The sequence below is a fragment of the Avibacterium volantium genome (genome assembly GCF_049366555.1).
GTDB classification, from domain to species: Bacteria; Pseudomonadota; Gammaproteobacteria; order Enterobacterales; family Pasteurellaceae; genus Avibacterium; species Avibacterium volantium_A.
Genome location: NZ_JBMMGT010000016.1, coordinates 36,145 through 53,140 on the forward strand (window position 1 = coordinate 36,145; position 16,996 = coordinate 53,140).

Annotated in this window: 14 protein-coding genes and 1 pseudogene; 12 read left to right on the forward strand and 3 right to left on the reverse strand. The window is 43.0% G+C overall.

Annotated features, from left to right (window positions below; all coding sequences use genetic code 11):
* Nucleotides 1-71: 71 nt before the first annotated feature.
* Both carA and carB read left to right on the forward strand, forming a co-directional pair.
* Nucleotides 72-1,202, forward strand: a complete 1,131-nt coding sequence (carA, locus tag ACLS0A_RS06735; protein WP_416082818.1) for a glutamine-hydrolyzing carbamoyl-phosphate synthase small subunit — start codon at nt 72-74, stop codon at nt 1,200-1,202.
* Between the two features lie 72 nt (nt 1,203-1,274).
* Entirely contained in the window at nt 1,275-4,469 is a 3,195-nt protein-coding gene (carB, locus tag ACLS0A_RS06740; protein WP_423105273.1) for a carbamoyl-phosphate synthase large subunit, read from the forward strand.
* A gap of 101 nt (nt 4,470-4,570) precedes the next feature.
* Here the strand turns inward: carB and ACLS0A_RS06745 are convergent, their stop codons facing one another.
* The gene (locus ACLS0A_RS06745) at nt 4,571-5,365 is read right to left on the reverse strand and encodes an IclR family transcriptional regulator (RefSeq protein WP_416082820.1); all 795 of its coding nucleotides are present in this window, start codon (nt 5,363-5,365) and stop codon (nt 4,571-4,573) included.
* 233 nt (nt 5,366-5,598) lie between these two features.
* On the opposite strand from ACLS0A_RS06745, the gene yiaK reads away from it, so the two are divergent.
* The 10 genes from yiaK to tkt all read left to right on the forward strand — a co-directional run bounded on the left by yiaK (nt 5,599) and on the right by tkt (nt 15,838).
* A complete protein-coding gene (gene yiaK, locus ACLS0A_RS06750) occupies nt 5,599-6,597 on the forward strand; it encodes a 3-dehydro-L-gulonate 2-dehydrogenase (protein WP_330934090.1) in 999 nt (332 codons plus the stop codon).
* A gap of 28 nt (nt 6,598-6,625) precedes the next feature.
* Nucleotides 6,626-7,090: a YhcH/YjgK/YiaL family protein gene (locus ACLS0A_RS06755; RefSeq protein WP_416082821.1), complete on the forward strand. Its 465-nt coding sequence runs from the start codon at nt 6,626-6,628 to the stop codon at nt 7,088-7,090.
* An 8-nt stretch (nt 7,091-7,098) separates the two neighbouring features.
* Entirely contained in the window at nt 7,099-7,581 is a 483-nt protein-coding gene (locus ACLS0A_RS06760; RefSeq protein WP_416082822.1) for a TRAP transporter small permease subunit, read from the forward strand.
* The gene (locus tag ACLS0A_RS06765; RefSeq protein WP_103853532.1) at nt 7,578-8,858 is read left to right on the forward strand and encodes a TRAP transporter large permease subunit; all 1,281 of its coding nucleotides are present in this window, start codon (nt 7,578-7,580) and stop codon (nt 8,856-8,858) included. Before ACLS0A_RS06760 ends, ACLS0A_RS06765 begins: the two co-directional genes overlap by 4 nt.
* A gap of 21 nt (nt 8,859-8,879) precedes the next feature.
* Nucleotides 8,880-9,869, forward strand: coding sequence for a TRAP transporter substrate-binding protein (locus tag ACLS0A_RS06770; RefSeq protein WP_416082823.1), 990 nt, complete (start codon nt 8,880-8,882; stop codon nt 9,867-9,869).
* A 61-nt stretch (nt 9,870-9,930) separates the two neighbouring features.
* Entirely contained in the window at nt 9,931-11,382 is a 1,452-nt protein-coding gene (locus ACLS0A_RS06775) for an FGGY-family carbohydrate kinase (protein WP_416082824.1), read from the forward strand.
* A gap of 45 nt (nt 11,383-11,427) precedes the next feature.
* On the forward strand, nt 11,428-12,288 hold the full coding sequence (locus ACLS0A_RS06780; RefSeq protein ID WP_416082825.1) for an L-ribulose-5-phosphate 3-epimerase: 861 nt from the start codon (nt 11,428-11,430) through the stop codon (nt 12,286-12,288).
* Entirely contained in the window at nt 12,282-12,977 is a 696-nt protein-coding gene (gene araD, locus ACLS0A_RS06785) for an L-ribulose-5-phosphate 4-epimerase (protein ID WP_416082826.1), read from the forward strand. Before ACLS0A_RS06780 ends, araD begins: the two co-directional genes overlap by 7 nt.
* A 13-nt stretch (nt 12,978-12,990) precedes the next feature.
* Nucleotides 12,991-13,668 carry a 3-keto-L-gulonate-6-phosphate decarboxylase UlaD gene (locus ACLS0A_RS06790; RefSeq protein ID WP_416082828.1) on the forward strand — a complete coding sequence of 226 codons (678 nt, stop codon included), beginning with the start codon at nt 12,991-12,993 and terminating at the stop codon, nt 13,666-13,668.
* A gap of 157 nt (nt 13,669-13,825) precedes the next feature.
* Nucleotides 13,826-15,838: a transketolase gene (tkt, locus tag ACLS0A_RS06795; protein WP_416082829.1), complete on the forward strand. Its 2,013-nt coding sequence runs from the start codon at nt 13,826-13,828 to the stop codon at nt 15,836-15,838.
* A gap of 215 nt (nt 15,839-16,053) precedes the next feature.
* Here the strand turns inward: tkt and ACLS0A_RS06800 are convergent, their stop codons facing one another.
* Entirely contained in the window at nt 16,054-16,506 is a 453-nt protein-coding gene (locus tag ACLS0A_RS06800) for an ADP-ribosylglycohydrolase family protein (RefSeq protein WP_416082827.1), read from the reverse strand.
* Nucleotides 16,507-16,544: 38 nt separating this feature from the next.
* Nucleotides 16,545-16,835, reverse strand: a pseudogene (locus ACLS0A_RS06805) (ADP-ribosylglycohydrolase family protein); the annotation flags it as partial.
* Between the last annotated feature and the right edge of the window lie 161 nt (nt 16,836-16,996).

The window sequence follows — 16,996 nt, forward strand, 5'->3', positions numbered from 1 at the left end:
TGCGGTGTTTTTTTGCTAAATTTCGGTTAATGAGCATTCGTAAGTGTTCACCTACAATTAAGGAGTTTTTTATGTCTAGTCCAGCAATTTTAGTCTTGGCTGACGGCAGCGTTTTCCACGGCACCTCTATTGGCGCAAGTGGCACAACCATTGGCGAAGTGGTGTTTAACACGTCAATGACCGGTTATCAAGAAATCTTGACCGATCCTTCCTATTTCCAACAAATCGTTACTCTAACCTATCCCCATATTGGCAACACTGGCACCAATAATGAAGATCAAGAAAGCAATGCGGTGTACGCCAGCGGATTAATCATTCGCGATTTACCTTTGTTACACAGCAATTTCCGCGCCAATCAAAGCCTTGCCGATTACCTAAAAGCCAATAACGTGGTGGCCATTGCAGATATTGATACACGCCGTTTAACCCGTTTATTGCGTGATAAAGGCGCAATGGCTGGCTGCATTATGGCAGGCGAAATTGATGAACAAAAAGCCCTGACGCTTGCCCAAAGTTTTGGCTCAATGGCAGGCAAAGATTTAGCCCAGCAAGTTACCTGCCAAGCGCCTTATGAATGGACACAAGGGGAATGGCAATTAGGCAAAGGCTATAATCCACAGCCAGAGCAGAAATATCATATTGTCGCTTATGATTTCGGTGTCAAACACAATATCCTCAGAATGTTGGCAGAACGTGGCTGTAAAATCACTGTGGTACCAGCCAAAACTTCTGCCGAACAAATGCTGGCTTACCAACCAGACGGCATTTTCTTATCCAATGGTCCAGGCGATCCTGAACCCTGTGATTACGCCATCAGCGCTATCCAAACCTTAATCGCAAGCAAAAAACCAATTTTCGGCATTTGCTTAGGTCACCAATTATTAGGCCTCGCGGTGGGCGGAAAAACCAAAAAAATGCCATTTGGCCACCACGGCGCCAACCACCCTGTGCAGGATCTGGATACGCAAAAAGTGTTCATCACTAGCCAAAACCACGGTTTTGAAGTGGACGAACACAGCCTACCAAAAAACGTGAAAATAACCCACCGCTCTTTATTTGATGATTCCGTGCAAGGCATTGAGCTAACCGACCAAGTGGCATTTTCTTTCCAAGGCCACCCCGAAGCCAGCCCCGGCCCAAATGATGTAGCATATTTGTTTGATAAGTTTGTGGCGGCGTTAGAACAAGCTAAACAAAAATAAAACTAATAATGAGCCACAAAGCTGGATTAACAATCCATACACAACGTTAAAAATATTATAAGAGAAACCAAAATGCCAAAACGTACAGACATAAAGACAATATTAATTATCGGTGCAGGCCCGATTGTGATTGGGCAGGCGTGTGAATTTGATTATTCGGGCGCGCAGGCGTGCAAAGCGTTGTGTGAAGAAGGTTATAAGGTGGTGTTAGTCAATTCTAATCCAGCCACCATTATGACCGATCCTGATATGGCGGACGTGACCTACATTGAGCCAATTACTTGGCAAACAGTGGAAAAAATCATTGAGAAAGAGCGTCCTGATGCCATTTTGCCAACAATGGGCGGACAAACCGCGCTGAATTGCGCCTTAGATCTGTCCAAAAATGGCGTGCTAAAAAAATACGGTGTGGAACTGATCGGTGCAAGTGAAGATGCTATTGATAAAGCGGAAGATCGCGGGCGCTTTAAAGAAGCAATGGCGAAAATCGGCTTAAATACACCAAAATCCTTTGTCTGCCATACCTTTGATGAAGCTTGGGCGGCACAGGCGGAAGTGGGCTTCCCAACCCTAATTCGTCCCTCTTTCACAATGGGCGGTTCAGGCGGTGGGATCGCCTATAACCGTGATGAATTTGTCGCTATTTGTGAACGTGGTTTTGATGCCTCGCCAACCCACGAATTACTTATCGAACAATCGGTGTTAGGCTGGAAAGAATACGAAATGGAAGTGGTGCGTGATAAAGCGGATAACTGCATTATCGTCTGCTCCATTGAGAATTTTGACCCAATGGGCGTGCATACGGGGGACTCCATCACCGTTGCCCCCGCACAAACCCTCACCGATAAAGAATATCAAATTATGCGTAATGCCAGCCTTGCGGTGTTGCGTGAAATCGGCGTGGATACGGGCGGTTCAAACGTGCAATTTGCCATTAATCCTGCCAACGGCGAAATGATCGTGATCGAAATGAACCCGCGTGTGAGCCGTTCTTCTGCCCTTGCCTCGAAAGCCACAGGCTTCCCCATCGCAAAAGTGGCAGCAAAATTAGCGGTGGGCTATACGCTCAATGAATTGCGGAACGACATCACGGGCGGGCTAATTCCTGCCTCTTTCGAGCCGTCCATTGATTATGTCGTAACCAAAGTGCCACGTTTTGCCTTTGAAAAATTCCCGAAAGCGGACGATCGCCTCACTACGCAAATGAAATCGGTCGGCGAAGTGATGGCAATGGGACGCACTTTCCAAGAAAGCTTACAAAAAGCCTTGCGTGGTTTGGAAACGGGCATTTGTGGGTTTAATTTGCTTTCCGAAGCCCCTGAGAAAATCCGCACCGAGCTAGGTAATCCCGGCCCGAACCGCATTCTTTACGTTGCCGATGCCTTTGGTGCGGGCTTTAGTTTGGAAGAAGTGCATCATTATTCCAAAATCGACCCGTGGTTCTTAGTGCAAATTCAAGATTTGGTGCAAGAAGAATTGGCACTTGAGCAAAAAACACTAGATCAGCTCGATTATGCAGAGCTTCGCCGCCTAAAACGCAAAGGTTTCTCCGACAAACGTATTGCTCAGTTGGTGAAAAGCACGGAAAGTGCGGTGCGAAATTTACGCAAATCTTTCAATCTTCACCCTGTTTATAAGCGCGTGGATACTTGTGCAGGCGAGTTTAAATCCGACACCGCATACCTTTATTCCACCTATGAAGAAGAATGCGAAGCCAATCCTTCTGATCGTAAAAAAATTATGATCTTAGGTGGGGGGCCGAACCGCATCGGGCAAGGTATTGAGTTTGATTATTGCTGTGTACACGCCGCCCTTGCCTTGCGTGAAAGCGGCTTTGAAACCATTATGGTGAACTGCAACCCTGAAACGGTTTCCACCGATTTTGACACCTCAGATCGCCTTTATTTTGAGCCGCTCACCCTTGAAGATGTGTTAGAAATCATTCACGTTGAACAGCCTTATGGAGTGATCGTGCATTATGGCGGTCAAACCCCATTGAAACTTGCCAATGCTTTAGCGGAAAATGGCGTGAATATTATCGGCACGTCCGCAGACAGCATTGACGCAGCCGAAGATCGCGAGCGCTTCCAACAAATTTTACAACAGCTCGGTTTAAAACAGCCAAACAACCGCACCGCACGCAATGCCATTGATGCGGTGAAATTGGCGGAAGAAGTGGGCTATCCGCTAGTGGTGCGCCCTTCTTATGTGCTAGGCGGACGAGCAATGCAAATCGTGTATAACGTGGACGAACTCAATCAATATATGCGTGAGGCGGTGCAAGTGTCGGACGACAGCCCAATTTTGCTTGATCACTTCTTAAATAACGCCATTGAAGTGGACGTAGATTGCATTTGCGACGGCAGCCAAGTGGTGATCGGTGGCATTATGCAGCATATTGAACAAGCGGGGATTCACAGCGGTGATAGCGCTTGCTCTCTGCCGCCTTATTCCTTAAGCACAGAAATTCAAGATGAAATCCGCCGTCAAACGGCGGCAATGGCAAAAGCCTTGAACGTGGTGGGCTTGATGAACGTGCAATTTGCCGTGCAAGATGGCGTGATTTATGTGTTAGAAGTGAATCCACGCGCCAGCCGTACTGTGCCGTTTGTGAGCAAAGCCACAGGGCGACCATTAGCCAAAATCGCCGCGCGTGTAATGGCAGGAATGAGCCTAAGCGAACAGCAAATTCAAGGCGAAATTCAACCGCACTTTTATGCAGTGAAAGAAGCGGTTTTCCCATTCATCAAATTCCCAGGGGTAGATACCATCTTAGGCCCTGAAATGCGCTCTACTGGCGAAGTGATGGGCGTGGGCGAAACCTTTGCTGAAGCCTTCATCAAAGCCCAACTCGGCGCAGGCGAACGCATTGCGAAAACCGGTAAAGTATTCCTTTCTGTGGATAACAAAGACAAAGCACGTTTATTGCCAACCGTCCAACGCTTGCAAGAACAAGGCTACGGCTTATGTGCCACCATCGGCACAGCGAACTTCCTGCGCGAAAACGGTATCTTCGCACAAATCGTCAATAAAGTGCGTGAAGGCCGCCCACATATTGTGGACGCGATCAAAAACGGCGAAATCGCTATGGTGATAAACACTGTAGGCAGCCTGCCTGAAAGTGTGGAAGACAGCCACTCTATTCGCCGCAGCGCATTACAACAAAAAGTGTTTATCCAAACCACTCTCGCCGCTGCCGAAGCCTTAGTGGAAAGTGTGAAGAATTTAGATGATTACAAGGTTTACGCCTTGCAAAACTTACATTAAGCAAAAGGGCAAATGCCAAAAAAGTAAAGTGCGGTGTAAAATTCGCGAGTTTTTTATAAATAAAAAGGCTGGGAAACCAGCCTGTTTTTCGTTGGGAGAATTTATTCTGCGATATTTTCATACCCTAATTCTTTTGAAATTGCCCTTGCTACGTTTTGAATTTTATTTAGCAGATAAGGAATACCAATCTGACGCAGTTTATAAGATGAAAGTGATACTGAAACTGCGTAATCTACAATTCCGTGGTAATTAAAAACTGGGCAAGCCACGCAAACCACACCGATTTCATTCTCTTCTCTATCCATTGCGAATTGTTCTTGTCGAATATCATTTAGCTCTTTTTCCATTAAATGAATATCCGTGACGGTGTTGCTGGTAAGCTGCTTGATATTATGTTTTTGTTGTTGCCAATAATGGGCGAGATAATCTTCATTCTTTTCGTAAGCAAGGTAAAGTTTGCCCATTGCTGAACAGTAAAGCTGCAATCGTTGTCCGATATAGGCTTGGGTTCGTAGCATACCTGTGGTGGGTTCAAGTTTATAGATCATAATGGCGTGATCATCTTCTCTTTTAGAGAAATTGACGGTTTCGCCAAGGCTAAGGTTAAGCTCTTCTAAATAAGGTGCTGCAACATTAATAATGTTTAACGAAGCAAGCATTTTTTGCCCTATTCCTAAGCATTTTGTTGTTAAACGATAATTTCCTGCAATTCCTGATGGTTGTACATAGCCTTCGGTTTGCAATCCTTGTAATAAACGATGTACGGTACTTTTATTTAACTGTGAAATTTCAGCTAATTTTGCAAGTGGGCATCCATTTGGAAAGTCGCTCAAAATATCAATTAAACGAAGCCCTCGAATGAGGCTTTGATTGCCACCAACTTTATCTTCAGACATAGTGATTCTCCAAGCTATTTTTAAGCATTTAGTCTAACAAACTTACTATACCCTCTCCATTTCATATTGTGGAATAAAATTTCAAATAAATGAGAGATTGATCACAAATTGAGAAAAAATATTTTAACTAATTGATTTTAATAGTTTTTTATTTTTTGTGGAAGATTGACTTTATTTTGCTTAATAATGTAATTTATGGAACATAATTTCACAATATGAAATAAGAGGTCGTTATGTTAGTTTCCTATGAAGATTTAAAAGCTGAATTTAAACGCGTTTTACTTGCACGCAATGTGCGTGAGGAAATTGCGGAAGAATGTGCCACAGTGTTTGCTGATACCACACAGGCCGGTGCTTATTCCCACGGTGTGAACCGCTTCCCACGTTTTATCCAACAATTAGAAAATGGTGATATTGTGCCAGAAGCTGTGCCAACAAAAGTATTGTCGTTAGGCGCGATTGAGCAATGGGACGCTCATCAAGCCATCGGTAATTTAACGGCGAAAAAAATGATGGATCGTGCAATGGAAATTGCGGATCAATATGGTATTGGGGTTGTTGCATTGCGTAATGCAAACCACTGGATGCGTGGCGGAAGTTATGGTTGGCAAGCCGCAGAGAAGGGCTATATCGGTATTTGTTGGACAAATGCGTTAGCGGTTATGCCACCTTGGGGAGCAAAAGAATGCCGTATTGGTACAAACCCACTGATTATTGCCGTGCCAACGAACCCAATTACGATGGTCGATATGTCTTGTTCTATGTATTCCTATGGAATGTTAGAAGTTCATCGCCTAGCAGGTCGCCAAACCTTTGTTGATGCAGGATTTGATGATGATGGTAATTTGACCCGTGATCCTGCTACGGTTGAGAAAAATCGTCGTTTATTACCAATGGGCTTTTGGAAAGGATCTGGGCTTTCAATCGTGTTAGATATGATTGCCACTTTACTTTCTAATGGCTTATCCACCGCTGCCGTTACAGAAGATAAAGATGACGAATATTGCGTCTCTCAAGTCTTTATTGCCATTGAGGTTGATCGCTTAATTGATGGGAAAACGAAGGATGAAAAACTTAACCGCATTATGGAATATGTGAGAACTGCGGAACGTGCTGATCCTGATGTTGCAGTTCGCCTCCCTGGACACGAATTCACAACGATTTTAGCGGAAAATAAAGCAAAGGGTATTCCTGTTGATGATACTGTATGGGCGAAGTTGAAAGCATTATAGTGTGATGAGTGAATAAAAGGAGTGAGCAATGTACTTTGGGCATATTAATCATTTCAATGCAAAGGCTTTTCCAGAGTCCATTCAGATTGCATTGGCGTATTTGAAAAATACTGATTTTGATCAACTGCCAGCAGGGCAATATCTAATTAAAGAGCGGTTGATTTTTGCACAGGTTTTGGATTTGGAAACTAAACCCAAAGCAGAAATCTTGCCCGAAGTACATCGCCATTATCTTGATGTGCAATATTTACACTGCGGACAAGAGCGGATTGGTGTGGCTCCAGATCTGGGCAGTAATCCTATTGCTCAGGAATATAATCCAGAACGCGATATTCTTTTTTATCAATCAGCAGAAAATGAGAGTGAATTGGTGATGAGAAAAGGTAATTTTGCGATTTTCTTCCCTGAAGATGTTCACCGCCCTGCTTGTATTGATGAACAATCGTGCCATATTCGCAAAGTGGTTGTGAAAATCGCGTTGAGCGAGATTTGAGGTGAAAAATGAAATCTCTCGTTAATGTTATAGCTAAAATACTCAGCATTACTGTTGTGGCTATCCTTGCTACTATGTCGTGCTTGGTTTTCCTCAATGTGGTATTACGCTATGGTTTCAACAGTAGCATTAATATTACAGAAGAAGTTTCCCGTTATTTATTCGTGTGGCTCACATTTCTAGGTGCAATTCTTGCGTTTAATGACAATCAACACGTCAGCGTTACTATTCTAACCAGCAAACTTTCAGCATATAAACGCCATTGTTTAAGTCTAGTTACTGACGGTGCGATGTTGTTCTGTTGCTATTTGATAGTTGTCGGTGGCTGGACACAATTTCAGCTTAATCTAAGTAATTTAGCACCAATTTCAGGATTGCCACAAGGGATCACCTATCTCGCCAGCGTTGTAGCGGGAGTGTTTATTGGGGTGTTACTTATCACGCGTATTTGTGCGAATGCGAGTTTGTTAGTGAAAGGAGAAATTCAATGACCGTTATTATCTTCCTTTCTGTGTTACTTGGTGCCATCATTTTAGGCATTCCTGTTGCCTTCTCTTTATTAATTTGTGGCATTGCCTTGATGATTCATTTAGATTTATTTGATGCACAAATCTTGGCACAACAAATTGTGAGTGGTGCAGATAGCTTTTCATTAATGGCGATCCCATTCTTTATTCTTGCCGGTGAAATTATGAATGAAGGGGGATTATCAAAACGAATTATTGATTTGCCAATGAAATTGGTTGGGCATAAACGCGGTGGTCTAGGTTTTGTAGCGATTTTAGCGGCGATGATTATGGCGAGCTTATCAGGTTCTGCCGTGGCTGATACCGCAGCCGTTGCTGCAATGCTCTTGCCAATGATGAAGACAACCGGTTATCCCTTAGGGCGTTCAGCTGGTTTAATTGGTACCGCTGGTATCATTGCGCCAATTATCCCGCCATCAATTCCGTTCATTGTGTTTGGCGTAGCGAGCGGTGTTTCCATCACCAAGCTCTTTTTAGCAGGTATTTTCCCAGGCGTGTTAATGGGGAGTTGTTTAGCGGCACTTTGGTGGTGGCAGGCTAAACGCTTAAACCTAATGACATTCTCTAAAGCAACCAAACAAGAACTCTGTATTTCCTTTAAAAATAGTATATGGGCATTGCTATTACCCGTTATTATCATTGGTGGTTTCCGTCTTGGTATTTTTACCCCAACGGAAGCGGGAGCTGTTGCGGCATTTTATGCTTTATTTGTGGCAATCTTTATTTATCGAGAACTGAAAATTAGTGCATTGTACAAAGTGCTACTTTCAGCAGGTAAAACCACAGCAGTAGTAATGCTGTTAGTTGCAGCGGCAAATGTTACAGGTTGGCTAATCACCATCGCAGAATTACCACAAATGATTACAGAATTATTAGAGCCGTTAATTGAATCCCCAACGTTACTACTTATTGTCATTATGCTTGTAGTTTTTGTTGTCGGAATGGTAATGGATCTTACGCCAACCGTCCTTATCTTAACCCCTGTGCTAATGCCTCTCGTTGAAGAAGCAGGCATTGATCCTGTGTATTTTGGCGTATTGTTTATCTTAAATACCTCTATTGGTTTAATTACACCACCTGTGGGCAATGTATTGAATGTAATTACTGGCGTGTCAAAACTTCCTTTTGACGAGGCGGCCAAAGGTATCTTGCCTTATATGCTAATGATGATTGTCTTATTATTTGCCTTTATTTTTGTTCCATCACTTATTTTGACACCACTTTCGTGGATGCAACCTTAATCAAAATCCAAGGAGATTATTATGAAACTATTTAATTTAAAAACCTTAGCCACATTAGTGACTAGCGCAGTGATGTTGACTTCAACTGCAGTTAATGCTGCAACCACATTACGTTTTGGTTATGAAGCACCGCGTAGTGATACTCAACATATTGCTGCGAAAAAATTTAATGAGCTATTAAAAGAGAAAACAAAAGGTGAATTGAAATTAAGCCTATTTCCTGACAGCACCTTAGGTAATGCGCAAACAATGATTAGCGCAGTGCGTGGCGGTACCATTGATATTGAAATGTCTGGTTCACCAAACTTTACTGGGCTAGAGCCAAAATTAAACGTGATTGATATTCCATTCATCTTTAAAGATCGCGAACACGTTTATAAAGTGCTTGATGGTGAAATTGGACAGGGTTTATTAAAAGACCTTGAAGCACAGGGGCTAAAAGGTTTAGCGTTCTGGGACGTGGGTTTCCGTGCTTTCTCAAACTCAAAACATCCTGTCACGAAACCTGAAGATATTAAAGGGCTAAAAGTGCGTACTAACCAAAATCCGATGTATATTCAGGCCTTTACACTGCTAGGAGCAAACCCAGTACCAATGCCGCTTTCAGAGCTTTATACCGCTCTTGAAACTCGCGCGGTAGATGCACAAGAACATCCAATTGGCATTTTCTGGTCTGCTAAACTTTATGAAGTGCAAAAATATTTGAGCCAAACCAATCACGGTTACACTCCATTAATCGTTGTAATGAATAAAGCAAAATTTGATGGGCTTAGCGCTGAGTTGCAACAAGCTATCTTAGATGCCGCAAAAGAAGCGGGGCAATATCAACGCGACCTTAATGTCAAAAATGAGCAAGAAATCGTAGCTAATTTACGGAAAGCAGGTGTTGAAGTGATTGAGAAGGTTGATACCGCACCGTTCAAAGCCATTATCGAAGCGGATGTGCGTAAATCATTTATCGACAAACACGGTGATCAACTCGTGAAAGAAATTGATGCGTTAGCACAATAATCAAAGTGCGGTCGAAATTTTCGAGATTTTTCGACCGCTTTTTATCTTTGGGAGAGCATAAATGACTTACTATTTAGGCATCGATTGTGGTGGCACTTTTATTAAAGCCGCATTATTTGATGAATTCGGCACGATGTTGGCTTGTGTGCGAGAAAACGTACCACTCATCAGTGAACAAGCAGGGTATGCTGAGCGTGATATGCCGCAGTTATGGCAAATTTGTGCCAAGGTAATCAAGAAAACCATTGAACAAAGTGGAGTATCTGCCACAGAAATTAAAGGTGTAGGAATTTCTGCACAAGGGAAAGGGGCATTCTTGTTAGATCAGCAAAATCAACCTCTTGGGCGTGGAATTCTTTCCTCAGATCAACGTTCACTAGACATCGTCAAACAATGGCAACAAGCAGGTATCCCAGAACAGCTTTATCCAATAACACGCCAAACTTTATGGACTGGACACCCCGTTTCGATTTTACGTTGGCTTAAGGAAAATGAGCCTGAACGTTATGCCAATATCGGTGCCGTGTTGATGTCACACGATTATTTGCGTTTCTGTCTAACTGGGGAGCTATTTTGCGAAGAAACCAATATTTCAGAATCCAATTTATACAATATCAACACCCAGCAATACGATCCTGAATTAGCCAAATTACTTGGCTTGCCGGGGATTACGGAAAAATTTCCGCCGATCGTCAAAGCAAATCAAATTGCTGGTTATGTCAATGAACAAGCAGCACAACTAACCGGATTAGCACAAGGCACCCCCGTAGTGGGCGGGCTGTTTGATGTGGTTTCTACGGCACTTTGTGCGGGTTTAGATGATGAAACGAAATTAAATGTGGTGCTAGGAACTTGGTCTGTAGTGAGTGGGGTAACGGATCATATTGATGATCGCCAAAGCCTTCCATTTGTCTATGGACGCTATGCGCAAGAAGGAAAATTTATTATCCACGAAGCTAGCCCAACATCGGCGGGTAATCTTGAATGGTTTGTAAAAGAGTGGGGAAATCTCAGCTATCAGGCGATCAATGATGGTATTGATGAATTACCTATAACCGAAAGTGCGGTGCTTTTTGTGCCATTTTTATATGGTTCAAATGCAGGGCTAGGAATGAAATCAGGATTCTATGGGATCCAATCCCATCATAACAAAATGCATCTGTTTCAAGCTATCTATGAAGGGGTGTTATTCAGTATGAAGTACCACCTTGATCGAATGTTGCAACGTTTTCCAAATACGCAAGTGTTACGCATTACCGGTGGGCCAGCCAAATCGCAAGTATGGATGCAAATGCTCGCTGATCTCACGGGAATGAAAATTGAAGTTCCAGCCATTGAAGAAACAGGGTGCCTTGGTGCGGCAATGATGGCAATGGAGGGGACTCAAGGGCGTGCAATGCCATTCACTGCGAAACAACAATGCTTTATACCAAATACGCAAAACTTTGCTATTTATCAGAAAAAATATCAGCGTTATCAACAGTTTGTTTCCGCATTACAATCTTTGTTATAAATCAAAGTGCGGTCAAAATTTCACTAATTTTATTAGGAAAACAAAATGAGAAAACACAAATTAGGCATTTATGAAAAAGCCTTACCTAAACATATCAGCTGGCAAGATAGACTTTCCATCGCCAAAGCCTGTGGCTTTGATTTTGTGGAAATCTCCATTGATGAAAGCGATGAACGCCTCAGCCGCTTAGATTGGACAAAAGCACAGCGCCTTGAACTGGTGCAAACTATCATCAATACCGGCGTGACGATTCCCTCTATGTGCCTTTCAGGGCATCGCCGCTTTCCTTTTGGCAGCCACGATGAAGCTACACGCCAAAAAGCCTATGAAATCATGGAAAAAGCGATTCAACTGGCGGTAGATATTGGTATTCGCACCATACAACTGGCAGGCTATGATGTGTATTACGAAGAGCAAGATGAAGGTACGCTTGAGCGCTTTCAGCAAGGAATGGAATGGGCGGTTGAGTTAGCAGCAAGTAATCAAGTAACCCTCTCTATGGAAATTATGGATACGCAATTTATGAGCTCCATTACGCGTTGGAAAAAATGGGATGACATTATTCGCTCCCCTTGGTTTACCGTGTATCCAGACCTCGGCAACCTGTCTGCCTGGAATGACAATGTGGTAGAGGAATTGAAATTAGGCATCGACAAGATTTCTGCGATTCATTTGAAAGATACTTATAAAGTCACAGAAACCTGTGCAGGGCAATTCCGTGATATGCCATTTGGTGAGGGCTGTGTGGATTTTGTGACCTGCTTTAAAACCCTTGCTGAACTTAATTATCGAGGTGCTTTCTTGATTGAAATGTGGACAGAAAAAGCCCAAGAGCCGATTGAAGAAATCATCAAAGCACGCCGTTTTATTGAACAAAAAATGCAAGAAGGAGGCTTCCCATGCTAGCGGAATTACGCGAAAAAGTCTTACAGGCCAACTTGGCTTTACCAAAACACCATCTAGTCACTTTCACTTGGGGAAATGTCAGTGAAATTGACCGCACTTCAGGATTAGTGGCGATTAAACCTTCGGGTGTAGATTATGAAACCATGACCGCCGATGATATTGTGATTGTGGATGTGAATACAGGCGAACGCGTGTGGGGAACGAAAAAACCGTCCTCTGATACCGCAACGCATTTGGAATTATATCGCCAATTTCCTGAAATTGGTGGCATTGTGCATACCCATTCGCGCCACGCCACCATTTGGGCACAAGCAGGGTTAGATTTAATTGCCGCGGGCACCACACACGCCGATTATTTCTATGGCAGTATTCCTTGTACAAGAAAAATGACGCCAGAAGAAATTGCAGGCGAGTATGAACTGGAAACCGGCAAGGTGATTGTCGAAACCTTCCGTAATCGCAAAATTGAGGCGAAAGATGTCCCTGCTGTATTAGTCCATTCCCATGGCCCTTTTGCTTGGGGAACTGACTCAGATAATGCCGTACATAATGCGGTGGTGTTAGAAGAAATTGGTTATATGAATTTATTCAGCCGCCAACTTAACCCGAATTTAACGCCAATGCAGCAAGAATTATTGGATAAACATTATCTCCGTAAACACGGTAAGAATGCGTATTATGGGCAATAAGAAGGGGACAATGATGGCAAAACCTTTATTACAAATCGCACTTGATGCGTTAAATCTAGAAAAAGCACTTATAGATGCTAAGCAAGCAGCCCCTTTTGTAGATGTGATTGAAGTTGGGACGATTTTAGCTTGTGCGGAAGGGATGAGAGCAGTCAAAGTTTTGAGGGCTCTTTACCCTGATCATATTATTGTTTGCGATCTGAAAACCACTGATGGTGGTGCAATTCTTGCTAAAATGGCTTTTGAAGCAGGTGCTGACTGGCTCACAGTCTCTGCTGCCGCACATCCAGCAACTAAGGCAAGCTGTAAGCAAATTGCGGATGAATTTAATGCAGCTCATCCAGCACTTAAAGTGAAAAAAGAAATTCAAATAGAGCTTTATGGTAATTGGACATTAGAAGATGCAAAGCAATGGCTAGCTCTCGGAGTCACCCAGGCGATTTATCATCGTTCAAGAGATGCAGAATTAGCCGGAAAAAGCTGGACAGCAGAGGATCTTCAATTAATGAAACAGCTTTCTTCTCTTGGTTTTGCTGTCTCTATTACTGGTGGAATCGTGCCGCAAGACATTCATCTTTTTAGAGAGATTAACAACGTGAAAGCCTTTATTGCTGGTAGAGCATTAGTCGGAGAAAAAGGCCAAGCAACTGCAGAGGCAATATTGGCAGAAATTGATCATTACTGGTCTTAATGATTGATTTTTATTCTTCACAAGAAACCAAACATCAATGTTTGGTTTCTTTTTGAATCACGATAAAACCTAGAAAAACTAATCAAATTAATTGCTATTTTTTCACAATAAATGGAGTAGAATAGCCCCAATCCCTTTTACATTTGATAACTTTATAATTAGGAGAACAAAAATGTCGAATCGAAAAGAGTTAGCGAATGCTATTCGTTTTTTAAGTATGGATGCGGTGCAGAAAGCCAAATCAGGGCATCCGGGCGCGCCGATGGGAATGGCGGACATTGCCGAAGTATTATGGCGTGATTTTTTAGTGCATAATCCAACCAATCCAAAATGGTCAAACCGCGATAGATTTGTGTTATCAAATGGACACGGTTCAATGTTAATTTACAGCCTTTTACATTTAACGGGCTATGATTTAACCATTTCAGATTTACAACAATTCCGTCAATTACATTCTAAAACCCCTGGCCACCCAGAATATGGCTATGCACCTGGTGTAGAAACCACCACAGGGCCATTAGGTCAGGGTATTACCAATGCGGTAGGAATGGCGATTGCCGAGAAAACTTTAGCGGCACAATTTAACCGCCCAGGCCACGATGTTATCAACCACTACACTTACGCGTTCTTAGGCGATGGTTGTTTAATGGAAGGGATTTCTCACGAAGCTTGCTCATTAGCTGGAACCTTAGGTTTAGGCAAATTAATTGCGTTCTATGACGACAACAATATTTCTATTGATGGTGAAGTGGACGGCTGGTTCACCGATAACACCAAAGAACGTTTTGAAGCCTATAACTGGCAAGTGATTGGTCAAATTGATGGACATAATCCAGAAGCCATTGCGGAAGCCATTAAACAAGCGCAAGCAGAAAAAGCGCGTCCAACCTTGATTATCTGTAAAACTACCATTGGTTTTGGTTCACCAAACAAAGCCGGCTCGCACGACAGCCACGGTGCGCCATTAGGTGATGAAGAAATCGCTTTAACGCGTAAAAATTTAGGTTGGAACTACGCACCGTTTGAAATTCCTACGGAAATTTATGCCCAATGGGACGCCAAAGAAAAAGGCAAACAAGCAGAGCAAGCGTGGAATGAAAAATGGACAGCATATAGCCAAGCCTATCCAGAATTAAGCGCAGAGCTTGAACGCCGTTTAAGTGGTGAATTGCCAGCAAATTGGGCGCAAGAAAGCCAAGCGTTTGTTGAAAAATTACAAGCTAACCCAGCAAGCATTGCAAGCCGCAAAGCATCACAAAATGCCATTGAAGCCTATGCGCCATTACTGCCAGAGTTTTTAGGTGGTTCGGCAGACTTAGCGGGATCAAATTTAACTCTCTGGTCTGGCTCTCGCCCAATTCGTGCAACGGAAAATCAAGATGGAAACTACATTAACTACGGCGTGCGTGAATTTGGTATGTCTGCCATTATGAACGGAATTGCCTTACACGGCGGCTTCATTCCTTATGGCGCAACCTTCTTAATGTTTATGGAATATGCCCATAATGCCGTGAGAATGGCGGCGTTAATGAAACAACGCGTGCTTTTCGTGTACACCCACGATTCTATCGGCTTAGGGGAAGACGGCCCGACACACCAACCAGTGGAGCAAACAGCGTCTTTACGTTTAATTCCAAATTTAGAAACGTGGCGTCCGTGTGACCAAGTGGAATCGGCGGTTGCGTGGAAAGCTGCGATTGAGCGTAAAGATGGCCCGAGTGCGATGATTTTCAGTCGTCAAAATCTTACTCAAATGGACAGAACGCCTGCACAATTGGCTGATGTGGCGCGCGGTGGTTATATCTTAACCGATAGCGAAGGTACACCAGATTTAATCTTCATTGCGACAGGTTCTGAAGTAGAATTAGTGGTGAAAGCGGCGGACCAACTTCGTCAAGAAGGCAAAAAAATCCGTGTGGTATCAATGCCTTCCACTAACGTGTTTGACAAACAAGATGAAGCCTACCGCGAAAGCGTATTACCAAGCAGCGTAACCAAACGTGTTGCAGTTGAAGCGGGCATTAGTGAGTTCTGGTACAAATACGTTGGCTTCGGCGGACGCATTGTGGGAATGAACACCTTTGGTGAATCTGCCCCAGCCGGTGAATTATTCAAACTATTTGGCTTCACCGTAGAAAACGTAGTGGCTAAAGCGAAAGAAATTTTATAATTTTCCACCGCACTTTATGTTGATAAAAACCTTGGGTTTTCGCCCAAGGTTTTTTTGTTTTTGGTAGGATAATAGCATAGAAACAATTTTAATAATATTTTGAAAACTCACTTCGAGCTTTATTTAAAAGAATTCGAATAGTATTAAGTTTTCTATTTTAAACAATTAGTTAAAGCAACCTTGATCTAGCTATCGAATACAACCTATCAATTTTTTTAACTCGGGTTAACAAGTTGCTCAGCTAATTCTAACGCATCGACTGGCCAAAAGCATTCAGGGCGAGGTCGTTTTACAGAAGGAAGATCCATAGAAGGGCGACAGTTTAAAATCGCTGTTAGCCATTGTTCTGGAATGGCTTTAATGCCATAAACTGCTCCCAGTAGTGCGCCACAAATGGCGGCGTTGGTATCCGTATCCCCACCACGCATTACGGTATCAATCACACTGCTTTCAAGACTTTCAGCGTGTTGCAACTGCCATAGCATATTGTGAAAGGCAATGATCACCCAACCCTGTTGAGTAATGTAATCTTTTGGTGGGGCAATCTCTGATTCTTCAATAGCTTGGAGTAATAAATCGTCGACTGCCAACGCCTGAGCCCAATGTTTGATTTTAATAAACAACGTCTTAGCATCGGTATTTTGATTAATGGCTTCGGCGATAGCCATTAGTGCATTTGCTTGTAAGCAAACAGGATTCGGATGAGTCAGTTGAGCATCTTGTATTGCTCAGTCTGCCACGGTTGCCAGTGGATAATTTGCCCTAAAATCCCTAAAGGACTAATGCGCATCAAAGCGCCATTCGCTTGACTATTGGGATTTTTTCTCCCTAACAGCGCAGAAGCAATGGTCATTCCACAATCAAATGGTTGCGAATTAAGCCAAAACAGATAAGCATTTTGCATCGCTTTCGCATTATAAGTACCTGTTTTCACTAAGTAGCGTGCTAGCAATAAAGCCATTTCAGAATCATCTGTCGGTTGACCTGCAATGGTATCCCAAGTGCCGCCATCTTATAATTTGCGAACACCATTGGGGTATTTTTTGCAAATTATTTCTGGCGATAAAAATTCTACCAAACTACCTAGTTCATCACCTGCCAGCTGTCCTAATAAACAGCCTTATGCGCGTTGGATTTTTTCTTGCATTGTTGCTTAAA